At 65.1% G+C, this 18,779-nt stretch carries 15 protein-coding genes; 3 read left to right on the top strand and 12 right to left on the bottom strand.

All coding sequences use genetic code 11. The features are described from left to right. From KAK11_RS17000 to KAK11_RS17025, 6 genes are all read right to left on the bottom strand, one after another. Positions 1-1,716, bottom strand: a complete 1,716-nt coding sequence (locus tag KAK11_RS17000) for a bifunctional diguanylate cyclase/phosphodiesterase (protein ID WP_210810438.1) — start codon at positions 1,714-1,716, stop codon at positions 1-3. Between the two features lie 195 nt (positions 1,717-1,911). Further along, a complete protein-coding gene (locus tag KAK11_RS17005; RefSeq protein WP_210810439.1) occupies positions 1,912-2,076 on the bottom strand; it encodes a DUF3149 domain-containing protein in 165 nt (54 codons plus the stop codon). Positions 2,077-2,192: 116 nt separating this feature from the next. Beyond that, positions 2,193-2,927 carry a 2OG-Fe dioxygenase family protein gene (locus KAK11_RS17010; protein ID WP_210810441.1) on the bottom strand — a complete coding sequence of 245 codons (735 nt, stop codon included), beginning with the start codon at positions 2,925-2,927 and terminating at the stop codon, positions 2,193-2,195. Positions 2,928-3,501: 574 nt separating this feature from the next. Further along, complete coding sequence (locus KAK11_RS17015) at positions 3,502-4,212, bottom strand: fumarylacetoacetate hydrolase family protein (protein ID WP_210810442.1); 711 nt, start codon at positions 4,210-4,212, stop codon at positions 3,502-3,504. Between the two features lie 12 nt (positions 4,213-4,224). Further along, positions 4,225-5,262 (bottom strand): cupin domain-containing protein, encoded by a 1,038-nt coding sequence (locus KAK11_RS17020; protein WP_210810444.1) that lies wholly within the window; start codon positions 5,260-5,262, stop codon positions 4,225-4,227. Next, entirely contained in the window at positions 5,259-6,488 is a 1,230-nt protein-coding gene (locus KAK11_RS17025; protein ID WP_210810445.1) for a 3-hydroxybenzoate 6-monooxygenase, read from the bottom strand. The genes KAK11_RS17020 and KAK11_RS17025 overlap by 4 nt, the downstream gene beginning before the upstream one ends. Positions 6,489-6,670: 182 nt before the next feature. Here KAK11_RS17025 and KAK11_RS17030 point away from each other — a divergent pair, with 182 nt between their 5' ends. The 3 genes from KAK11_RS17030 (at position 6,671) to KAK11_RS17040 (ending at position 10,466) form a co-directional block, all read left to right on the top strand. After that, positions 6,671-7,135 (top strand): MarR family winged helix-turn-helix transcriptional regulator, encoded by a 465-nt coding sequence (locus KAK11_RS17030; protein ID WP_210810446.1) that lies wholly within the window; start codon positions 6,671-6,673, stop codon positions 7,133-7,135. 101 nt (positions 7,136-7,236) lie between these two features. Continuing rightward, positions 7,237-9,300 (top strand): spermidine synthase, encoded by a 2,064-nt coding sequence (locus tag KAK11_RS22240; RefSeq protein WP_210810447.1) that lies wholly within the window; start codon positions 7,237-7,239, stop codon positions 9,298-9,300. Between the two features lie 38 nt (positions 9,301-9,338). Further along, positions 9,339-10,466, top strand: coding sequence for an acyltransferase family protein (locus KAK11_RS17040; protein WP_210810448.1), 1,128 nt, complete (start codon positions 9,339-9,341; stop codon positions 10,464-10,466). On the opposite strand, the gene KAK11_RS17045 is transcribed toward KAK11_RS17040, so the two are convergent. The 6 genes from KAK11_RS17045 to imuA form a co-directional block, all read right to left on the bottom strand. Continuing rightward, positions 10,417-11,817, bottom strand: a complete 1,401-nt coding sequence (locus KAK11_RS17045) for a sensor histidine kinase (RefSeq protein WP_246499067.1) — start codon at positions 11,815-11,817, stop codon at positions 10,417-10,419. The genes KAK11_RS17040 and KAK11_RS17045 overlap by 50 nt on opposite strands. Further along, a complete protein-coding gene (locus tag KAK11_RS17050; protein ID WP_210810449.1) occupies positions 11,814-12,503 on the bottom strand; it encodes a response regulator transcription factor in 690 nt (229 codons plus the stop codon). Before KAK11_RS17050 ends, KAK11_RS17045 begins: the two co-directional genes overlap by 4 nt. 170 nt (positions 12,504-12,673) lie before the next feature. Then, complete coding sequence (locus KAK11_RS17055; RefSeq protein ID WP_210810450.1) at positions 12,674-13,210, bottom strand: Spy/CpxP family protein refolding chaperone; 537 nt, start codon at positions 13,208-13,210, stop codon at positions 12,674-12,676. 214 nt (positions 13,211-13,424) lie between these two features. Then, positions 13,425-15,020: a Y-family DNA polymerase gene (locus KAK11_RS17060; protein WP_210810452.1), complete on the bottom strand. Its 1,596-nt coding sequence runs from the start codon at positions 15,018-15,020 to the stop codon at positions 13,425-13,427. 139 nt (positions 15,021-15,159) lie between these two features. Beyond that, complete coding sequence (locus tag KAK11_RS17065; RefSeq protein ID WP_210810453.1) at positions 15,160-16,980, bottom strand: CocE/NonD family hydrolase; 1,821 nt, start codon at positions 16,978-16,980, stop codon at positions 15,160-15,162. Positions 16,981-17,090: 110 nt separating this feature from the next. Continuing rightward, positions 17,091-18,041: a translesion DNA synthesis-associated protein ImuA gene (imuA, locus tag KAK11_RS17070; protein ID WP_210810454.1), complete on the bottom strand. Its 951-nt coding sequence runs from the start codon at positions 18,039-18,041 to the stop codon at positions 17,091-17,093. Between the last annotated feature and the right edge of the window lie 738 nt (positions 18,042-18,779).

An 18,779-nucleotide genomic window follows, 5' to 3' on the forward strand; every position in this document is an offset into this window, starting at 1 on the left:
TCAGTGGGGGGGCTTGTTGCGGTACATGGCCGCATCGGCCTTGCTGACCAAGGTGTTCACGTCGCTGCCATCCTCCGGATAAAGCGAAGCCCCCACCGACACGCTGATCACACCCCCTGCATCGGTGGACACCCCATCCAGGGGCGTGGTGAAGGCCTGCTTGAGCTTGTCGATCACCAGGGCCAGGCTGGCTTGTTCAGCCATGTCGTCAAGCAAGATCAAAAACTCATCCCCCGCCCAGCGGGCCACCAAGTCGCCCTCTCGCAACTGCGCCTGCAGACGCTGGCCCACAGCCCGCAGCACGCGGTCACCCGCCTCATGGCCGTAGTGATCGTTGACGGCCTTGAAGCCATCCACGTCCAAAAACAGCAGCCCGAAAGACTTGCCGTCGTCGCCACGCCGGTGCAGCTTGATCCTGTCTTCCAGACGCCGCACCATGGCCTCTCGGCTGGCCAAGCCGGTCAAGCGGTCGGTGGCCAGCTTATGGCGCATCGCGGAAAAGCTCTCGGCCAAATCGCCAATCTCGTCTGAGCGCTTGATGCGCAGCGGCGTGTCGAACTGCCCGTCGCCCACCTCTTTAGCCGCAGTAGCGAGCTTGCGCAAATCGCGCGACACCACCGACAGGCTGAACATGCCCACACCCACGACGGCAGCCGCCGCCAAAAGACTCAGCAGCACCGTTTGGTAGACGTTGTCCGTCACCGTCTTGAGAAAGTCACTGCGAGGAACCGCCACCGCAATGATCCAGTCCAATCCAGCCGTGTCGCGAATGCGCGCATAGGCCACCTGCACCGGGACACCGTCAGGCCCGGTGATCTTGCGGGCCCGCACCCCCAAATCGCCTTCTTGGCCCTGCATCAAGGCCCGCACTTCACGGTGTACCGACGCCAATAAGGGGTCGTCGCTGTCACCGGCATTCAGCCGCTGATGCACGCCTTGCTCGTCGCGCCGCAGATAGTCGCCCCGAGAAGTGGCAATGAGCTTGCCATCGGGTTCCTCAATGAAGGCAAAGCCGTGGCGGCTGACGGGCAGCGAGCGCACAAAGTCGCTGAGCAGCTTCAGCGACACATCGGTGGCCACCACGCCCTTCATGGCGCCATCTGGTCCCAACACGCGCCGAGCCCTCGTGGCCACCAGCTCATTGGTGCGAAAGTCAATGTAGATGGACGTCCAGGTGTCGGTGGCCGCTGCGGCGGCCGCTTTGTACCAAGGGCGTTGGCGTGGCTCAAAGACCTTGGACTCTTGCTCGGCGGGCCCCAAGGCACCGTCAATGCCCGTGAAGCGGTAGAGCGTGCGAGGCCCCTCGCCACTCAGACGCAAGCGCAACTGCGCGTCAGATTCAGAGTCGCGCCACAGGCCAAAGAAGTGGCCCTGCTCATCACCGTAGTAGGCGTAGTTGTTCAGGCCCCGATGCACCGAGGTGGCCAACCAAAAGCGGGTGCGCAGGGCCGTCACATCTTTGGCAATGTTTTGCGGTGCGGCCACGCCTTTGGGGAAGGCCGTCTCCAGCACCGCACCAGAGCCATAGACATGCCGCTCCACGGCCTGGGCAATGCGCGACACCGTCTCTGTCAGCAACTGGTCTGACAGGCTGTCCACCGCATTACGACCTGCGCGGTAGGACAAAGCGCCCAAAATCACAGCCAACACCAAGACCAGCACCACATAGGGCACGGTCAGCAGCTGACCCAGACTCAGCCTGCGAAAAATGGGCATTCGACACCTCCGAACCCTGACGGCTCACCGGGACTGAACCGCGCAGTTGCCTCCCTCGAGAGCAACTGCTTCATCACAATGGTTCGGGCCAGTCTACCGCGACAGATGTGGGGATTCGGTGCGAAAGTGGAGTCAAGCCCCTAAGGCCGCCCTTTCAGCCGTGGTGGCGCCTCAGGGTCAATACGCCCGCCCGCTTTACTGCTGCTGAGCAGCCAAGCGCGCGCGCTCGCGGGCTTCGTCTTCACGGATGTGCGTGATGAAGTAACGCGTATAGAAGCCAGCCATGCCCAAGGTGATGGCGATGACGGCAGCGCTCAACAGACCGTAGTCGGTGGTGAAGAAATCAGTCAGTGCGTGCATGGTCCCCTCCTTCAGGGCGTCAATCAGCGATGCCGCTATCTGACACCCGCGCGGACCGAAGCGCTTTGCGCTGGCGCAAGGCTGCGGCACCCCTCATGCACTGCGTTTGACCTGGATCAGACCGGGCCTTGGAAGCCCCCAGCGCGGAAGGTCAAGACCAAGGTGTCGCGGTGTCCAGCGCCCTCCGCCTGCACGGGTTGAATGGGCGTGGACTCATGAATCACCCGCTCATCGTCCAAGAGCAAGGTGCTCCAGGGCTCGCTCAACGTGAAGCGCAGGCCTTCATGGCTTTGTGCCGCGAACACGCGCGTCTCACCGCCCTTGATCTGGTGCCGGCCGACCATGGTGACGGCCACCAGGTCGACCCCATCGCGGTGCGCGCCTTCGGGCGTGGGCCGGCCGATGCCATCGGTGGTGTCGATGCGAAACACATGCGCCTCGACATACCAAGGCTGCGCGCCTTTCAGCGCACTGACCCGCGCGCCCAGCGCCGCCAGCCAACGCGCCCAGAGCGGGTGCTGGGCCATGGCCGGGTGCATGGGCTCAAACTGGCGCTCGATGCCGCCGTGCAAGGCGTTGTACTCCACCGGCTGCCAATGCGCGCGGTGCGGCACTTGGCGCACCGTGGCGCCATCCACCACAAAGCAGCTGTGCCGCCGCCGCCGGTAGCGCCCCCCATCTTTGAGGTAAGCATCAGGCGGCAGGTCGTCCCAGCACGCACGCCAGTCTTCCAAACCAGCTACCGCCGCCCCCAGTAATGCCGCCCCCCCCGCTGCATCCAGCACCGCATAACCCTGGCGGGCCAAGGTGTCGTCCACAAGTTCCGGAGGCGTGACGGGCGGCTTCAGCATGATGAGAGGGCTCAAGAAAAGGCAAACATCGGAGTGAGCATTGTGCCCCTGAGCGAGGTGATTCAGCCTGAGAGTGATGCAGGTGCTTGTGCATATGCTGACCCCGATGTGGGGCGCCCTAGCACATGTGTCCCAAGGCCTGATGAACTTGCTTGGGCGGTTCATGCAACGGTTAACGCGAACGCCGCGCCACAGGCATTCCCCGCCGCTCATGCCTGGCGCTCCGCGTCAGGCGTTCGCCAGGCATAGACAGTTCACTGAACTGTCTATGTCCGGGCTCACTCACCCGGCCTTCGGCCTCCTTCTTTACTTCGCTCTGGGGAACCCCTGTGTCACTGCGTCTTCACCCTGTCGGCCAAAACTACTGGACCTAAGCCAGCGGCTAATCGGCCGGCAGTTCCATTGCCCTCAAGCGTTGCCCTCTCAGGGCACCAACATACCGATCAGCAAGGGAACTTGGGGGCGTGATGCAGCGAAGTAAAGGGGGAGACGGCGGCGCAGCCGCCGTCGGAGGACATGAGCGGAATCACGCCCCCAAGGTCCCTTGCGCGTAATTCCCCCCGCAAGCACTCTCTCAATCTGCCCGCTCAATCGTCAGCGCAATCTCCCCCACGCCTTCCATTTGCCCCGTGATCTTGTCCCCCGCCACCACCGGCCCCACACCCTCGGGGGTGCCGGTGTAGATGACATCGCCGGGCTGCAGGTGGTAGTAGGTGGAGAGATCTTCGATGATCTCGCGGATGTTCCAGATCAGCAGATTGACATTGGACGACTGCTTGGGCTGGCCGTTGACCTGCAGCGCAATCGTGCCCTGCTCGATCACCACGCCGGGCATGGGCACCACGGGTGAGATCACCGAGCCGTCTTCGACATCTTTGCCCAAGTCCCAAGGGCGGCCTTTGTCGCGAGCGATGAGTTGCAAGTCGCGGCGGGTCATGTCCAGGCCGCAGGCATAGCCGTAGATCAGCTCATGGGCATCGGCTGCCTTGACCTGAAAGCCGCCCTTGCCCAGCACCACCACCAACTCCATTTCATAGTGGTAATTGGCGGTGGACGGCGGGTAGGCGATGGTGGCGCCAGACTCCACCAAAGAGTGCGGTGACTTGGTGAAGTAAAAGGCCCGCTCATTGGCCTTGTCCACCGGCTTGCCCACCATCTCCATGGCGTGGGCGTGGTAGTTGCGGCCCACAAAGAAAAGGCGGTGGACGGGCAGGCGCTGGGTGCTGCCGTGCACAGCAAGAGAAGGCGTGGCGGGCGGGGCCCACAAAAAGTTGGTGTGGCTCATGAGGTCTCCTGGTCAGCCTCGATTTTCATAGACACCGAGCTTGCGGTGCAGCGGCGATTCATCGGCCATGAAGAGAAAGGCCGCCTCCGTCTCGGAGCGGTTGCGCAAGCGCACCGCGGTATAGCCCGGCGCACAAGCGGTGTCGGCCTCGGCCAGGGTGAAGGCGTGACCTTCAACGTCCATGTCCGTGCGGCCTTCGATTTGGTGGAACACGCAGGCCGGCGAGCGGGCCGGCAAGCGCAGAGTTTGGCCGGGGCGCAGCATCAGGGCATAAAAGCCCAGGATGTTCTCAGCATCCTCACCGGTCTCCGGGTTGATGTAGGTGACTTGCACGCACTCCAAGCTCGGCTGGTCTTGCGCCAGCGACTCCAGCGCGGCGCGAGTGTCCACCCAGGGGTAGCGCAGCATGGGGTAAGCCCGTTCGCTGCGGGTGAAGACGGGCGTGGGCGCCACGCCCGCGCGGCGGAAGGCGGCGTCACCCCGGCCCGGCTTGACCGCCTGGCGCTCACCGTTGACGTGATAGCTGGCCTCCATGTAGTACACCAAGGGCAAGTCCAGCACATCGAGCCACACCACCGGCTCATCGCCATCGTGGCCGTGCTCGTGCCACAGGCCCGTGGGGGTGAGGATCAGGTCGCCACGGCTCATGGGGCACTTTTCGCCGTCCACCGTGGTGTAGGCCCCCTCGCCTTCCACAATCATGCGCACGGCATTGGGCGTGTGGCGATGGCTGGGTGCCCACTCTCCAGGCAGCAGCAGTTGCATGCCCAGATAGATGGCCGCGCTGGCCTGCATCTTTTCCAGCCCATGACCCGGGTTGGCCAGCACCAGCACGCGGCGCTCGGCTTTCTCAATGGGCGTCAGCTCGCCAGCCTGCAGCAGCAGGGGCTTCAAGCTGGCATAAGGCCAATGCGTCGGCCGGGTTTGGCGGGTCGGCACCTTGGGCGGCAGCACGGCACGCAGGCTGGGCCACAGCGGCACCAAGTTCAGCGCCTTGAGCTCATCGCGGTAGCTCTGAGGCAGGTCTTCGAGTTTGCCGAGTTCGTTCATACGGGTGCTCCCTGTGCAGCCAGGCAATTGCCCACATTCCAGCCGTACAGCCATTCCATCGCGTCATAGAAGCGCTCGGCACTGCGGCCGCGCCACAGGTCGTTGCGCACCAAGCGCTCGACACCCTTGGCGTGATAAATCCGCCCCATCTCTCGGGCGGACAAGACAATGCGGGCCGTGCGGGCCACGCGGGAGCGTTGGTAGAGGTCGAGCGCCTGATGCCAATCGTTGCCGTGTACGCGCAAGGCCTCCCCCAGGGTCACCGCATCTTCCAAGGCCATGCAGGCGCCCTGGGCCATGTATTGCGTGGTGGGGTGGGCGGCATCGCCCAGCAGCGTGACGCGGCCATAAGTCCATTGGCCAATCGGCTCTTTGTCCGCCGTGGCCCAGCGCCGCCAGCTCTTGGGCAGCTCAATCAATTGCCGCGCCTTGGGGCAAATGCCTTGGAAGTAGCTCTCCACCTCGGCCTTGCTGCCGTCACGCACGCCCCACTCTTCTTGCTCGCGGCTGTGGAAGGTCACGACCACGTTGTACTGCTCGCCACCGCGCAGCGGGTAATGCACCAAGTGGCAGTTGGGGCCGACCCAGATGCTGGCCGCATTCCACTTCAACTCGTCGGGAAAGTCGGCCTTGTCGACCACAGCCCGATACACCACATGGCCGGTGACACGGTGCGGGTCGTTCACATACTGCTGGCGGACCACCGACTTCACCCCGTCGGCACCAATCAGGGCCACGCCGCGATGCCGCTGGCCGTGCTGGTCGATGGCGGTCACGCCCTGCTCGTCTTGCTCCACCCGCTCGATGCGGGTGTTGGTCAGGCAGTGCACCTTGCCGGTGGCCTGCGCGCCCTCGTAGAGCGCGCCATGCACATCGGCACGGTGGATCACGGCGTAGGGGTTGCCAAAGCGTTCACGAAAGCGCTCGTCGGTGGGAATCTTGCCCACCTGGTACTCGTCGATAGCGTCGTGCATCACCATGTAGTCGGTGAAGACCGCGCGGCTGCGGGCCAAGTCGCCCACGCCCAGTGCGTCAAAGGCATGGAAGGCGTTGGGGCCGAGCTGGATGCCGGCCCCGATTTCGCCCAGCTCCGCCGCCTGTTCCAGCACCAGGACCTGAAAGCCTTGGCGCGTCAAAGCCAGGGCGGCGGCCAGGCCGCCGATGCCGCCACCGGCGACCAACACCGGGCCGGCCTGAATGGGCGGGCGAATGTCAGGGTTCGTCATCGTGACTCCAATTTAATCAGTACACTGATGATTAGTATAGTCATAATTCCGCTCAAGAAAACGCCGGGCCGCCCCAAGTTTTCTTGCGCCCCCTCGGGGGGCCGGGACGGGCAAAGCCCGGACCTCGGGGGTACACCTCCTCGCCGAGGGTTGACCCTCGCCGCCCACCTCCTCCTGCTGCCATGCCCGCCACTGCCATCGACTTGGACACTCTTCCCGGCCACCACATCCGGCGCTTGCACCAGATTGCCGTGGCTGTGTTCTTGCAAGAAACCGAAGACCACGGCATCACGCCGGTGCAGTTCGCGGCATTGCAGGCTGTGGCCAACACCCCCGGTTTGGACCAACGCAGCCTGGCCGCCCGCATTGGCCTAGACACCTCCACCTTGGCCAATGTGGTGGACCGCTTGGAAACCCGCGGCTGGATGCAGCGCAACGCCTCGCCCGAAGACAAGCGGGTTCGCCTGCTCACCCTCACCCACGAAGGCGAGCAGTTACTGGCCGGCGTGCTGCCCGACATGCAGCGCGCCCAAGAGCGCATCCTGGCGCCCTTGCCCAAGGCAGAGCGCAAAGAGTTCATGCGCATGCTGCGCACCTTGGTGGACGCCAACAATGAATTGAGCCGGGCGCCCAGCACTTCACAGTAAGGTCAGCCTTGCGCCACGTCGTCAAGGCGATCGCTGGCTATCATCCCCGGCTCTTTCGTCTTGGGGACCTTGTGGCGCTCACCGTTTTGCTTGGAACGACCGTGTTTCTCTCGGCGTTCCTGCTGTTCCTGATCCAGCCCATGGCCGCCAAGGCCATGTTGCCCACCTTCGGCGGCACCTCTGCAGTCTGGGTCACCAGCCTGGTGTTTTTCCAAACCACGCTACTGCTGGGCTATGCCTATGCGGACCGCCTGAGCGCCTGGCTCGGGGCACAGGCCCGGGTGCGGGTTCATATCGGGCTCCTGCTGGCCTCCCTGGTGTTCCTGCCCCTGCAGGTGCTGAATCGCAGCAGTGACATCGCTGGCAGCGCCTCACCCAGCATCGGCGTCTTGAGCTTGCTGCTCCTGACGCTGGGGCTGCCCTATCTGCTGCTGTCGTCGACTGGCCCGCTGCTGCAGGCCCTCCACCACCTGCGCTTTCCAACCCGCAATGTCTATCGGCTCTACGCCATCTCCAACTTGGCCTCGCTGATCGCCTTGCTCGCCTATCCCTTCACGGTAGAGCGTTTATGGCCCGTCGAAACCCAGTTGCAAACCTGGAGCGGCGCCTATCTGGTGTTCGTGCTGCTGTGCGGTAGCACCTTGTGGCTGTATGCCCGCCCAAGACCTGCAAGCCCCTCCGCCCCCGAGCCCTCTGAGGCTGCTGCCGTGACCAACCTTGCCCCGGACGCTGCCCCGACCGCCCGCACCCAAGCCCGCTGGCTGGGCTTGGCCGCTTTGGGCTCTGCGCTGTTGGTGGCCACCACCTCGCACATGACCCAAAACATCGCCAGCATCCCTCTGTTTTGGGTGCTGCCCCTGGGGGTGTACCTGCTGTCCTTTGTAATCACCTTTGACAACAGTCAGTGGTACGCCCACCGCCTGGCGCTGGTGCCGGTGATGTTCGCCCCAACCCTGATGATCCTGACAGTGTTTGCGGAGGCCGAACGCCTGAGCATCCTCACCACCTTGAGCGTCAACACCCTGGGCTTGCTCGTGTGCTGCTGGTTTTTGCATGGCGAGTTGGCGCAGTCGCGCCCTCAGCCCCGCTATCTCACACGCTTCTACCTGATGATCAGCGCGGGCGGCGCGCTGGGCGGCGCCTTGGCCAGCATCGTCGCGCCGGCGCTGTTCAACAGCTTCATTGAGTTTCGTCTGCTCTTGGTGGTGTTCGGCCTAGTCAGCGTTGCCGGACTTTGGCCCTACCTCACGCGCAACCTGGTGGCCAAAGGCCTGCTGGGTCTGCTGTTGCTGAGTGTCGGTTTGAGCGCCCTGCTGGCAGGCTGGAGTGTTTACTCGGACCACCAAGGTCGCCTCTCAGCAGTGCGCAACTTCTATGCCGCCACCTCGGTGAATGAACGCACGCTGCGCAATGGCCAAGTGCAGCGCTTGCTGGTCAATGGCAATATCCGGCATGGCTCGCAGTTCATGATGCCCGAGGCTCTGCAGCAGCGTGCTGGCGACTACTACGGCGCCAGCAGCGGCATCGGCAAACTCATGGCCGCACAGCCGACCACACCCAGCCGCGTCGGGGTGATTGGCCTGGGGGCGGGCGTGATGGCCAGCTATGCACGCGAGGGCGATCACTTCACCTTCTTTGAGATCAACCCACAGAGCATAGACGCCGCGCAAACCCAGTTCACATACTTGCGAAATGCACGCGGCCACATCGATATGCGCTTGGGCGATGCGCGAATCGAGTTGCAAAAGCAAAAGGCTGCGGGGCAGCTTGCAGGGTTTGACCTGTTGGCTGTGGACGCTTTCTCCGGCGATGCCATCCCCGTGCATTTGCTGACGCTTGAAGCTTTGATGCTCTACCGCGCCCATCTGAAGCCAGACGGGGTGTTGGCCCTTCACATCACCAACAAGTACCTCGACCTTCAGCCGGTGCTGGCGGCGGCCGCCCGAGCTTTGGATGCAAAGGCTTGGTTGTTCGAAAGCAAGCCGCGCAACGACCATGAGTCCACGTCCGTCTGGGTGATTTTGACGCCAGCCTCAAGCACCGAGGCACCACGACCGTGGCACACTGAGGGCAAGGTGCTGGATGAATCAGCCCCTGATTCAGACCGTTACCTCTGGACAGACCTGAAGAACAACCTCTTCGACGTGATGATCTTGCGCCGCTGAGACGAAGCCTGACGGCCGCCTCATCAGCCCACCGCTCAATGCCCTCTGCCGCTGCGACAAGCACCCCACGCCTGCCGAGCCTCGACACCCTGCGCGCACTGGCGATTGCGCTGGTCTATCTCTACCACTACCCCTTGTTCGCCGACGGCCGCTTGGCCTTGGGGCCTGTGGCCGAGCTGGGCTGGATCGGCGTGGACCTGTTCTTTGTGCTCAGCGGCTACCTCATCGGCAAACAGATCTTGGGGCCGCTTCACACCGGGCAGCCGTTTGCATTGGGCCGCTTCTATGCCCGCCGGGCGCTGCGGACTTGGCCAGCGTTTTGGGTGGTGCTGGCCGCCTACTTTGTGTGGCCCGCCGAGATGGGCGGCCGCACACCGCCCGACTTATGGCGCTTTTTGACCTTCACCCAAAACTTGGGGCTGCAGCCCGGCACCGCGTTTTCACACGCCTGGTCGCTGTGCATTGAAGAGCAGTTCTACCTGCTGCTGCCGCTGGTGGTGCTGGCAACTCACCGCTGTGGCTGGCGGGGCGCCAAGGCCTGGGCCTTGGGGGCGGCCTTCATCGCCCTGGGCGTGGGGGCGCGGGCGTGGTGGTGGCCGCAGGTGGGGGACAAGCCCATGGCCTACTACGCCGCCATTTACTACAACACCCTGTGCCGCTTTGACGAACTGCTGGCGGGCGTGGCGGTGGCGGGCTTGCAGATCAGCCAGCCCGCCGCCTGGGCTTGGCTGATGAGCAAGCGCCGCGAGCTGACAGCGCTGGCCGTGGCCAACTCCGCCCTGCTGGCCTGGGCGCTGCTGACACACTACTTTGTGGACGGCCCAGGTTATGGCGCGGTGATGACCATCTGGGGCTACACCTGGGTGGCCTGGAGCTTTGCGCTCTGGCTGGTGCTGGCCTTGCACCCGGCGACTGCGCTGCACCGCTGGCAGGTGCCGGGTGCGACCACGCTGGCCGGGTGGGCCTACACGCTTTATCTGGTGCACAAAGCCGTGGGCCACCTGTTGGCTCCACGCTTGGCCGAGCAGGGGCTGGCGCCTTGGCCGACCTTTGCCGTGGTGACCCTGGCCAGCTTGGCGACCGCTGCAGCGCTGAGCGCCCTGGTCGAGCGCCCGCTCATGCGCTGGCGTGACCAGCGGTTTGCGGCCCACTCAGCGGCAGCGTGACGATGACCTTGAGGCCGGGCTCCGCCTGCGCAAACTGCAGCGTGCCGCCATGCGCCTCGGCCACCAAACGGCAGAGGTGCAGGCCCAAGCCCACGCCACCGGTGGAGCGGCCCCGGGCGGCGTCGGTGCGATAGAAAGGCTCGGCCAAGTGGGCCAGTTGCTCGGGCGTGACGCCGGGGCCGTGGTCGCGCACCGTCAAGGTCAGCGCTTGAGCCGACCAAGCGGCATGCACTTCCACGGGGGCGCCGGCACCGTGGCGCAAGGCGTTGTCGATCAGGTTGCGCAGCAGCAAGGCCAAGCGGGTGCGGTCGCCCTGCCAGGCGGGCGCTTCGCCGCTGTGGCTCACATGCACTGTATCGGGCGTGGCACAGGCTTGCACCGCCTGCTGCAGCAGCCCGGCCCAGTCGATCGGCTCCAGGTTCAGGGCCTGGTGGCGCCGGGCCAGGCGCTCGCTCTCCAGCAGGTCGGTGATGAGGTCGCGCATCTCGCCCAGGTCGCGCAGCAGCGCGTCACGCGCAGCGCCCTCTTCCACCAGCTCGGCATTCAGGCGGGCCCGCGTCAGTGGCGAGCGCAGCTCATGGCTGATGGCCAGCAGCAGCGCTCGCTTGGCGTCCAGCATGCCGCTGAGGTCTGTGGCCATGTGGTTGACGCGCTGGGCCAACTCGCCCAGCTCATCGGCCCGTCGCACCGGAATGGGCTGACTGAAGTCGCCCTGGCCATAGCGGCTGGCGCCAGCCGCGATGTCGTCCAAGGGCTTGAACAAGCGGCGCACCAAGGCATAGGCCAAGCCCGTCAAGGTGAGCAACACGGCCAGCGTGATCCAGCCCACCATCTGAGGCTGGCGCACAAAGGAGCGCACGTCCACACCAAAGGTCAGGGTGTGGCCGTCGGCTGTCTGCCGCACCATCCAGGTTCTGCGGCCCGGGTGGTTGGGATGGTCTGGCGCATCGGCGCCCGGGCCGGGGCCATGGGCCATGTGGCGGCGGTGCTCGGGTGGCAAGAGCAGCGGCGGTGGCGGCAGGGGCGGTAAGTCGTCCAAATCCGGCCCCGACTGCCATTGCACCAGCGGGCCTTCAATGCGCAGGGTCACGGGCAGGCGTTGGGTCAGGGCCTGGGCGCGCTCAATGCTGGGCGGGCTGCCCACCTCGTCGGCCAGGCGGTCGATGTAGTCGCGCACCAGAGGGCGGATGGCACCGCGCCAGCCCTCACCAAAGGCACGCTGCATGCCCAGCGAAAACGTGACGCTCATGGCCAGGGCCAGCACCACGAACAGCGCCACCAGCTTCAGGCCCAGCGAGCGCTGCCAGCGCACGCGCCAGGTCGGTGTGCGGGGCGTGGGGGCGGCGCTCATCGGGCCGGCCCCGCCGCAAAAGCATAGCCGGCATTGCGCAGGGTCTTGATGCAGTCCAGCGGCTCCAGCTTTTTGCGCAGGCGCGAGACGAGGATGTCCACGGCGCGGGTGTAGAGGTCAGCATCATGGCCACGCAAGCGGCTGAGGATGTCATCGCGGCTGAACACCTTGCGCGGCTCCTGGGCCAGCAGCAGCAGCAGCTCGTACTCGGTGCCGGTCAGCGCCAAGACTTCGCCCTGGCGGATCACTTCTCGGCGCGGCAGGTCGATCTGGAGGCCCTCGAAGCGCAGCATTTCGGCCTCGGCCGGGCTGGGCGAGGCAGCCACTTTGACACGGCGCAGCACCGTGGTCAGGCGGGCCGCCAGCTCACGCGGCTCAAAGGGCTTGGGCAGGTAGTCATCGGCCCCCATCTCCAGGCCCACCACCCGATCGGTCAGCTCGCCGCGTGCAGTCAACATCAGCACCGGCGTGCTGTGCTGGCGGCGAATCTCGCGCAGCACCTCAAAGCCGTCCATCTCCGGCAGCATCACATCCAGGATCACCGCATCAAAGGGCTCGGCGGCAAGACGCGCCAAGCCCACGCTGGGGCGGTCGGCATGGCTCAATTCAAAGTCGTAACGCTTCAAATAGGTGGCCAGCGGTGGCGCCAAGTGTTCGTCGTCGTCGATCAGCAGGATGCGGTGCATGGCAGGAGTTTAGGACTGACGCAAGGCTGGCAGGGCGAGGCGCGAAGGCGCCGACAGTACATCTGGTACGGCAAGCCGAAGCAACAACGCCCGGCCTGCTTTGCGGAAGTCCTACCAATGAAAGAGCCGACTCCGAGTGTGCATCAGGGTCGGCTGGAGTTCTGCAAGGCTTAGCGTGCAGGCGCGTCCTTGGGGCCGTGGCCACGGTGTTCGCCTGGGCGCCCCTCGGGGCCATGCCCCATCATGCCGCCGCGGCGGTTCATGAACTCGCGCACCTTTTGCTGCTGCTCGGGCTTCAAGCTGTTGAAGAAGGTGGCTGCGGCGCTGATGACTTGCGGGCTTTGCAGGCGGATGGCCTCGGTCTTTTCGTTGACCAGGGTTTGGGCCTTGGCCACGTCAAACTGGTTGCCCGCGATCAGGGCTTGCATTTGCTCGCGCATGGCGCCGGGCTGGCCGCCCGACATGGCTTTGCGCTGAGCCTCCAGCTGAGTGCCCAGGGCCACTAGGTATTGCTTCTGGGTGGCGTCCAGGGCCAGCTCTTTGCTGATGCGGTCGGTCATGCGCTCGCGCATCTGGGCCATGTCGGCTTCACTCATTTGGCCATGTCGGCCGAAGTGATGCGGGCCGCCTTGGCTGTAGGCCACGCCGGCAATCAGGGCGCCTGCGCTGACGGTGGCGATGAGGGTGCGTTTGATCCAGGTCTTCATGGTGACTCCTTCGGGGTGAAAACGTTGTTGCGATGGGTGTCACTGTGCCTGGGGGCGGCTGACATGTCCTTTCGGTGCGGTTTCGCTGTGTTTCGTTTTATGTCATCCCCGATAGAAGCCGCGCACAAAAGCCTTCTGGCTAGGCGGCCCGGCGCAGACAGTACACCCCGTACGGCAAGCCGGGCCAACGACGCCAGAAGGCTTTTGGGCGCGGCTACCCAAACCAGCCCTGTAGAAACCAGCCTTCCGTCGCCGCCTCAGCGGAAGGCAGGCGCGGCTTGTAGACCCAGCACAGATGGCCGTTGGGCAGGCCAGCGATGAAGTAGTCGCGCACGGCCAGGTGCTCGTCCCACCAGCCGGTCTCGATGCGCTCGGGGCCTTCGAGCAGGCGCAAGGGTTGGCCTTGCAGCCACGGGCGGCCCTGGCGTTCGGGCAAGGCTTGGGCTTGGGGCAGCAGCCACAGCGGGCGGGTCATGCGCGGCAGCGCCGTGGGGGCCGTGGGGGCTGATTGGCCGGCCGGATGGGTGGGCATGGCCTGCACGGGGTGGGTGCGGGTGGCGCATTCGGGGCGATGGTCGTGCACCAGCCGCAGGCTGTGGACGGCCTCAGCCCCCAAGCGGGCCTGCAAGCGGTCGATCAGGCGCAGCAGCCCTTGGGTGTCTGGCCCGGCCAACTCCGGGAACAGCTCACCGCTGGGGGCGGCGGTGAACACCGGCTCCGCACAGTGCAAGGCCAGGCCCAGCACCGGAGCTTCCAGGGGCTCGCGGGCCAGGCGCTCGCGCAGCACAGCCAGCCAATGGGCGACATCGGCACTGGGCTCGGCCAGGGCCAGGCCCAGCACGCTGCGATGCGCCCCCGCTTCACCTTGTGAGCTGGCCCGCAAGCGCGTTTGATGCTGCAGGCGCAACTCAAAGCGCTGCACCCGGGCTTGATGCGCCCGTGCCCATGCCGCCAAGCGCTGCAAGAGCACGGCGACGGCGTCCAGCAAGGGCTCGACCTGCTCGGTGCGAAAGGGCAGCTCCAGGCTGCTGTCGAACTGGGTCGGCGGGCTGATCCAGTCGCGCGGGTCCGCCTCCTCGCCATAGGCCCGGGCCAGCAGGGTCAAGCACTCAGGCCCCAGCCGGCGCGCCAGGCCGGCGCGGGGCTGGGCGCGCAACTCACCCAAGCGGCTCAGGCCCAGCGCCACGCAGCGCTCGGCCAGCGGGGCGGGCAGGCCCAGCGCCACGCAGCGCTCGGCCAGCGGGGCGGGCAGGCCCAGCATGCTGACGGGCAACTCATCCAGATGCCGGGTCCACGGGGCATGGGGCAAGGGCTGGCACAGGCGCGGTGGGGTGGGCGACGGCGTCAAGGCCTGCGCCTGAGCCTGAGCCAGCCAAGCGGCCGCCAAGGCGGTGGGCGCCTCGGCCCAGTGCAACTGGTGGCCCAGCACGGCCAAAGCGGCCTGCATGCGCTGCCACAAGGCTTCTGCGCCGCCAAAGCAGCGCAGGCTGGCTTGAACCTCGGCCAGCACCGTGTGCGGTGCTTGCCAACACACCGAGGGGCTGAAGGCCAGCAGCGCATGCGCCAGGGCATTCAGCGCTTGGCGGTCACGGGCCTCGTCCGCCGCCCCCAGCACCAAGCTCGGCACCAGCGCCAGGGCGGTGGCTCGCTTCATGCCGGGCTGCACCCCCGCCTGGGCGGCCACGGTATTGGCCGCCACGATGCGGTGCTGGACCACCAAGGCCAAGGGCGTGAGGGGCGCAGCAGCCCCTAAGGTGGCCGCAAACGCCTCCAGCGACAAAGCCGGTGCATGCACCCCAATCCAGCGCATAAGCCGGCTCAGAGCGCTGCCGCAGCAGCAGGAAACGCAGGGCGCGTGGGCATGATGACGGCATCTCAGTCTCAATACGAAGATGCGCAGAATACTGTATTTTTATACAGTATTCTGTGAGGTCGTCAGCCCTGCGTGGTCAACGCGTCTTGGCGCGACCGGCCTCCACAAACTCGCGCACAAACTCGCGCAGATCGCGTGTGGGCTCACGCGGGCCGACGGTGGTGGTGCGAATGTCGCGCATGCGCTCGGCCGGGCGTGCCAAGCTGCTGAGATCACCCGACAAGGGCATGGTGATGGTGGACTTTTCGGTGTCCAGCGTCACCTTCACCGGCGCATAGGCGATCAAAGGGTTGGGCTTTTCGGCGCTGATCACCACCCCCAGGTTGTGTCCGGCTTCAAAAATCCGGTCGTCTGCATTGATCTCCCAGGTCAGGGTGTACCACTTGCCCGGCACCAGCTCACGCTTTTTGTCCCAGCCCTTGAAATGCCCGAGATCGGCAATGGTGCGGGACACCACATAGGCCGCCCCGGTCTTGCCGTAGTCCACCACACGGGCTTGAAGACCAGCCGCCGCCTTGTCCACTTGCACCCGCACGCTGAGGGTGGCGGTGCCTGCCAAGCGCACCGGGCTGCTCAGGGTATTGCTCAAGAACACGAGCCGGTCTGTGCGGGCTTGGGTGGGGTTGGCGACGATGCTGTCGCGGGAATAGGCCGCCGCCTGCGTGAAGCTGAGATAGCGCTCGGCCACGCTGGGGGCGGCGGCACTGGCGCTCAAGCGGCCAGCGGCTTGGCCCAAGGGGGAGGTCAGCTTCAAGGTGTGGTCGGTGATGCCGGCAGGCGGCCAGACCGCATCGGTCGACCAGGTCTTGTTCTCGCGCTGGATGATGGCTTGCGGCTCTTGCGGCACGCCGTTATCCAAGCCTTGCAGGTAGTAGTCAAACCACTGCAGCAGCGGCGTGGTGTAGGTCGAGCCGAAGTCGTAGAAGGGCTCGATGTGCTCGCCCTGATGCAAGAACAGGCGGCGCTCCACCCCCAAGCGGCTCAGCTCGCTCCACCACTCCCCGAACTGCCGGGTTTTGACGTTCTCGTCGTTCAGGCCATGCACGACAAACACACTGGCCTTGATCTTGGCGGCATTGATGCGGAAGTCCCGCACGCTCCACCACTTGTTGTAGTTACCGGTCGGGTCATCCGAGCTGGTTTGCAGCACCGGGGTCAAGTCGCGGCAGGTCTGGCTGAAGTAGTTGCTGACATAGTCATTCAGAAAAGTGACATGGTCCGCAAAGAACGGGATGCCATTGCCGCGGGTGTAGTCGTACCAACTGGAGATGGCCGCCACGGGCACAATGGTCTTCAAGCCCTCAACACCGGTGGAGGCCACTGCATTGGCAATGGTGCCGTCCCATGAGACCCCGATCATGGCGGATTGGCCGGTGCCCCACAGCGTGGCATCGGCCGGCGAGCCATCGGCATAGAAGCCGCGCGCACGGCCATTGGCCCAGTCAATGACCGCCTTAGACCCTTGCACCTCGCGCGTGCCCCCCACATCGGCGCAGCCGGTTGAAAAGTCGGTGCCCGGCAATGCCACCGTGGCCACGGCATAGCCATAGGGCACGAAGAAGTCCGTCTCCCATTCTTGCCGGGGCTGCTGCGCAAAGTACGGGGAGGCGTGGATGATCAAGGGCACCTTGGCACCCGGCGCGGTGTTGGGGCGCGTCAGCTCCACCCGAATGCGGTCTGACTTGCCATCGCGGTCATCGTCGCGACCGGTCTCGACAAACACCACCTCACTGATGGCCTCGGCGCGATTGAAATAAGGCACGGTCTTCTGGCCCACCACCCAGGGCCGGCCCTGCGCCCCGCCAGCGGCTGAGACGGGAGCGCCGAGTGTGATCAAGCTGGTGCCGACAAGCAGCCCCGCCATACCGCGGTAAAGCATCGAATGAGTCCATGTCATGGTGTGACCTCGTACAGGATGTTGAGCAACAGGCATCGCCACACTATAGAAGTGCATACCCCATAGAGCAGCCGGACTCCCTAGTTCGACCTAGGGCTTGTGAACAGGCCCTAGGGTGCTTCGAACCCTGCGGCGGGTTGGCTTGCAGCGCCAGAGCGGTCGGTCTCCACGCCCGCTGGCCCATGGCGGCCAAGCGGCGGCGCCACCGACACCGCTGCCGCACGCTGACGCAAGCGCTGGGCGGACAAGGGGGCGTTGATCTGCGCGGCCGCGGCATCCTCGGCCCAAGCTTGGGCCACGCCCAAGCCCCGTGCGGACAGAACAGCCGGCAGCGGCAGGAGCAAAGGCTGGGTCCAACGGGGGCCCCGCCGCTTCACCCCCGTCAAGGCCAGCAGATCGGGCCCGGCCGCCTGCAGGCGCAGGCGCAAAGGGGCGGGACTGGCCTGGGCCGCGTCAGACTCTGGCCGCCACAAAAAAACCGGCCCCGCCTGGGCCTGGGCGGCCAGTTGCAAGCGGCGCAAGGCCTCTTGTGGCAGGTGGGCCGGCAGCCAGGCCAGCACAGCGCCCGCTTGGCCACTGCGCAAGGCTTGCTCCAAGGCCCAACACAGATCCGCCCAAGGCGCGCGCGGTGCCCCCTTGCGCACGGCGCGCCGTGGTGGCGCCAATTCAGGCCGCACCACCACGCAGTGCTCCGGTGCGCAGCCCATTTGCAACAAGCCGGCTGCGGAGAGCAAGGCCGGGGGCTGCACCCACAGCAAGGCCCGCCCTTGCGCACTCAGGCGCGCCAGCAGCGGCGCCAAGAGCCTCAGCTCACCCAAGCCAGGGGCCGGCAACAGCAGCTCCGTCAAAGCTCGCCCAGGCCAGCCTCCGCCGGGCAGTTCGGCATCCAGGGCGGCCCAGCCGCTGGGCCAAACATCATCGGCCGCGCGCCCACTCGCCAAGCCCGTGCGGGCACGCCAGACCAAAGGATGCAAGGGCCCGGTGGTGGCCAAGCGCACGGCCGGTGATGGTGGCGCCACACCAGCAGGGCGGCAGAAGACGGGATCGATCAGTGTGCTCATGGGACTGTATGTTTATACAGTATCATGCCGACTCTTGAGGCCTTGATCAAGTTGCCTTTGCAAAGCGCCTTGCGCCGCGCATCCCTGCCAGGGCTCGGCACCCGCCGACCCTGGCTGCTTTTTTAGGGGGGTGTCGCCGGCTTATTGTCGGCTCAAGCTTGAAATATTCATCTCCACCGCGGAGAGCCTGCAAGCATCAATAAGCATCGCCGCGAGAGCAAAGAAACTTTCATTTCTAAAGTGCAATGAAGTCGCCGTCGGCAAGCCCCTCAAAAACAATATCTTGAAGGGCCGACAGTTTCAGTATCCTGGGGGATTTTGCCTCGGCGCAAACGCCTCACACAGCCGCTAGAGCAAAGCCGCCTCCACCAGGGAGAGGCCGGCCATGCCGGGCACAGTCCAGCATGGCCGGCCCGAGACATTCATATCCAAAAAGATATCAAAATAACCACTTCTAAACTATTTGAGAGGTTTATTTTGGCACTCTGAAACTGTGAATATTCCGCACCCCACAGGAATAGAGAAGGAGAACTCTTCCAAGCGCTCTTGAAGTTACTAGAATAATTTCGCAACCATTGCTTACATCTATTTGAGCAATCCCCGTCAAGACGCAAAGGAGTCCCCCGTGTCCACCCCCTCAAAAGTCAAAGCACGCATGCTCAACGATGCCAACGCGACTGCAGCCGGCGCGACAGCGGGCGTGGCGCGAGTTGACGAGAGCCTGCAAGCTGCGGCGAG

The sequence above is a fragment of the Ideonella paludis genome (assembly GCF_018069865.1).
In the GTDB taxonomy this organism is placed as follows: domain Bacteria; phylum Pseudomonadota; class Gammaproteobacteria; order Burkholderiales; family Burkholderiaceae_C; genus Ideonella; species Ideonella paludis.

Coding starts and splice junctions, on each gene's coding strand:
- KAK11_RS17060 (WP_210810452.1), bottom strand. CDS start 15,020: ATGCGCTGGATTGGGGTGCATGCACCGGCTTTGTCGCTGGAGGCGTTT.
- imuA (WP_210810454.1), bottom strand. CDS start 18,041: ATGAGCACACTGATCGATCCCGTCTTCTGCCGCCCTGCTGGTGTGGCG.
- KAK11_RS17010 (WP_210810441.1), bottom strand. CDS start 2,927: ATGCTGAAGCCGCCCGTCACGCCTCCGGAACTTGTGGACGACACCTTG.
- KAK11_RS17030 (WP_210810446.1), top strand. CDS start 6,671: ATGCCCGCCACTGCCATCGACTTGGACACTCTTCCCGGCCACCACATC.
- KAK11_RS17065 (WP_210810453.1), bottom strand. CDS start 16,980: ATGACATGGACTCATTCGATGCTTTACCGCGGTATGGCGGGGCTGCTT.
- KAK11_RS17025 (WP_210810445.1), bottom strand. CDS start 6,488: ATGACGAACCCTGACATTCGCCCGCCCATTCAGGCCGGCCCGGTGTTG.
- KAK11_RS17045 (WP_246499067.1), bottom strand. CDS start 11,817: ATGAGCGCCGCCCCCACGCCCCGCACACCGACCTGGCGCGTGCGCTGG.
- KAK11_RS17055 (WP_210810450.1), bottom strand. CDS start 13,210: ATGAAGACCTGGATCAAACGCACCCTCATCGCCACCGTCAGCGCAGGC.
- KAK11_RS17000 (WP_210810438.1), bottom strand. CDS start 1,716: ATGCCCATTTTTCGCAGGCTGAGTCTGGGTCAGCTGCTGACCGTGCCC.
- KAK11_RS17005 (WP_210810439.1), bottom strand. CDS start 2,076: ATGCACGCACTGACTGATTTCTTCACCACCGACTACGGTCTGTTGAGC.
- KAK11_RS17015 (WP_210810442.1), bottom strand. CDS start 4,212: ATGAGCCACACCAACTTTTTGTGGGCCCCGCCCGCCACGCCTTCTCTT.
- KAK11_RS17050 (WP_210810449.1), bottom strand. CDS start 12,503: ATGCACCGCATCCTGCTGATCGACGACGACGAACACTTGGCGCCACCG.
- KAK11_RS17020 (WP_210810444.1), bottom strand. CDS start 5,262: ATGAACGAACTCGGCAAACTCGAAGACCTGCCTCAGAGCTACCGCGAT.
- KAK11_RS17040 (WP_210810448.1), top strand. CDS start 9,339: ATGCCCTCTGCCGCTGCGACAAGCACCCCACGCCTGCCGAGCCTCGAC.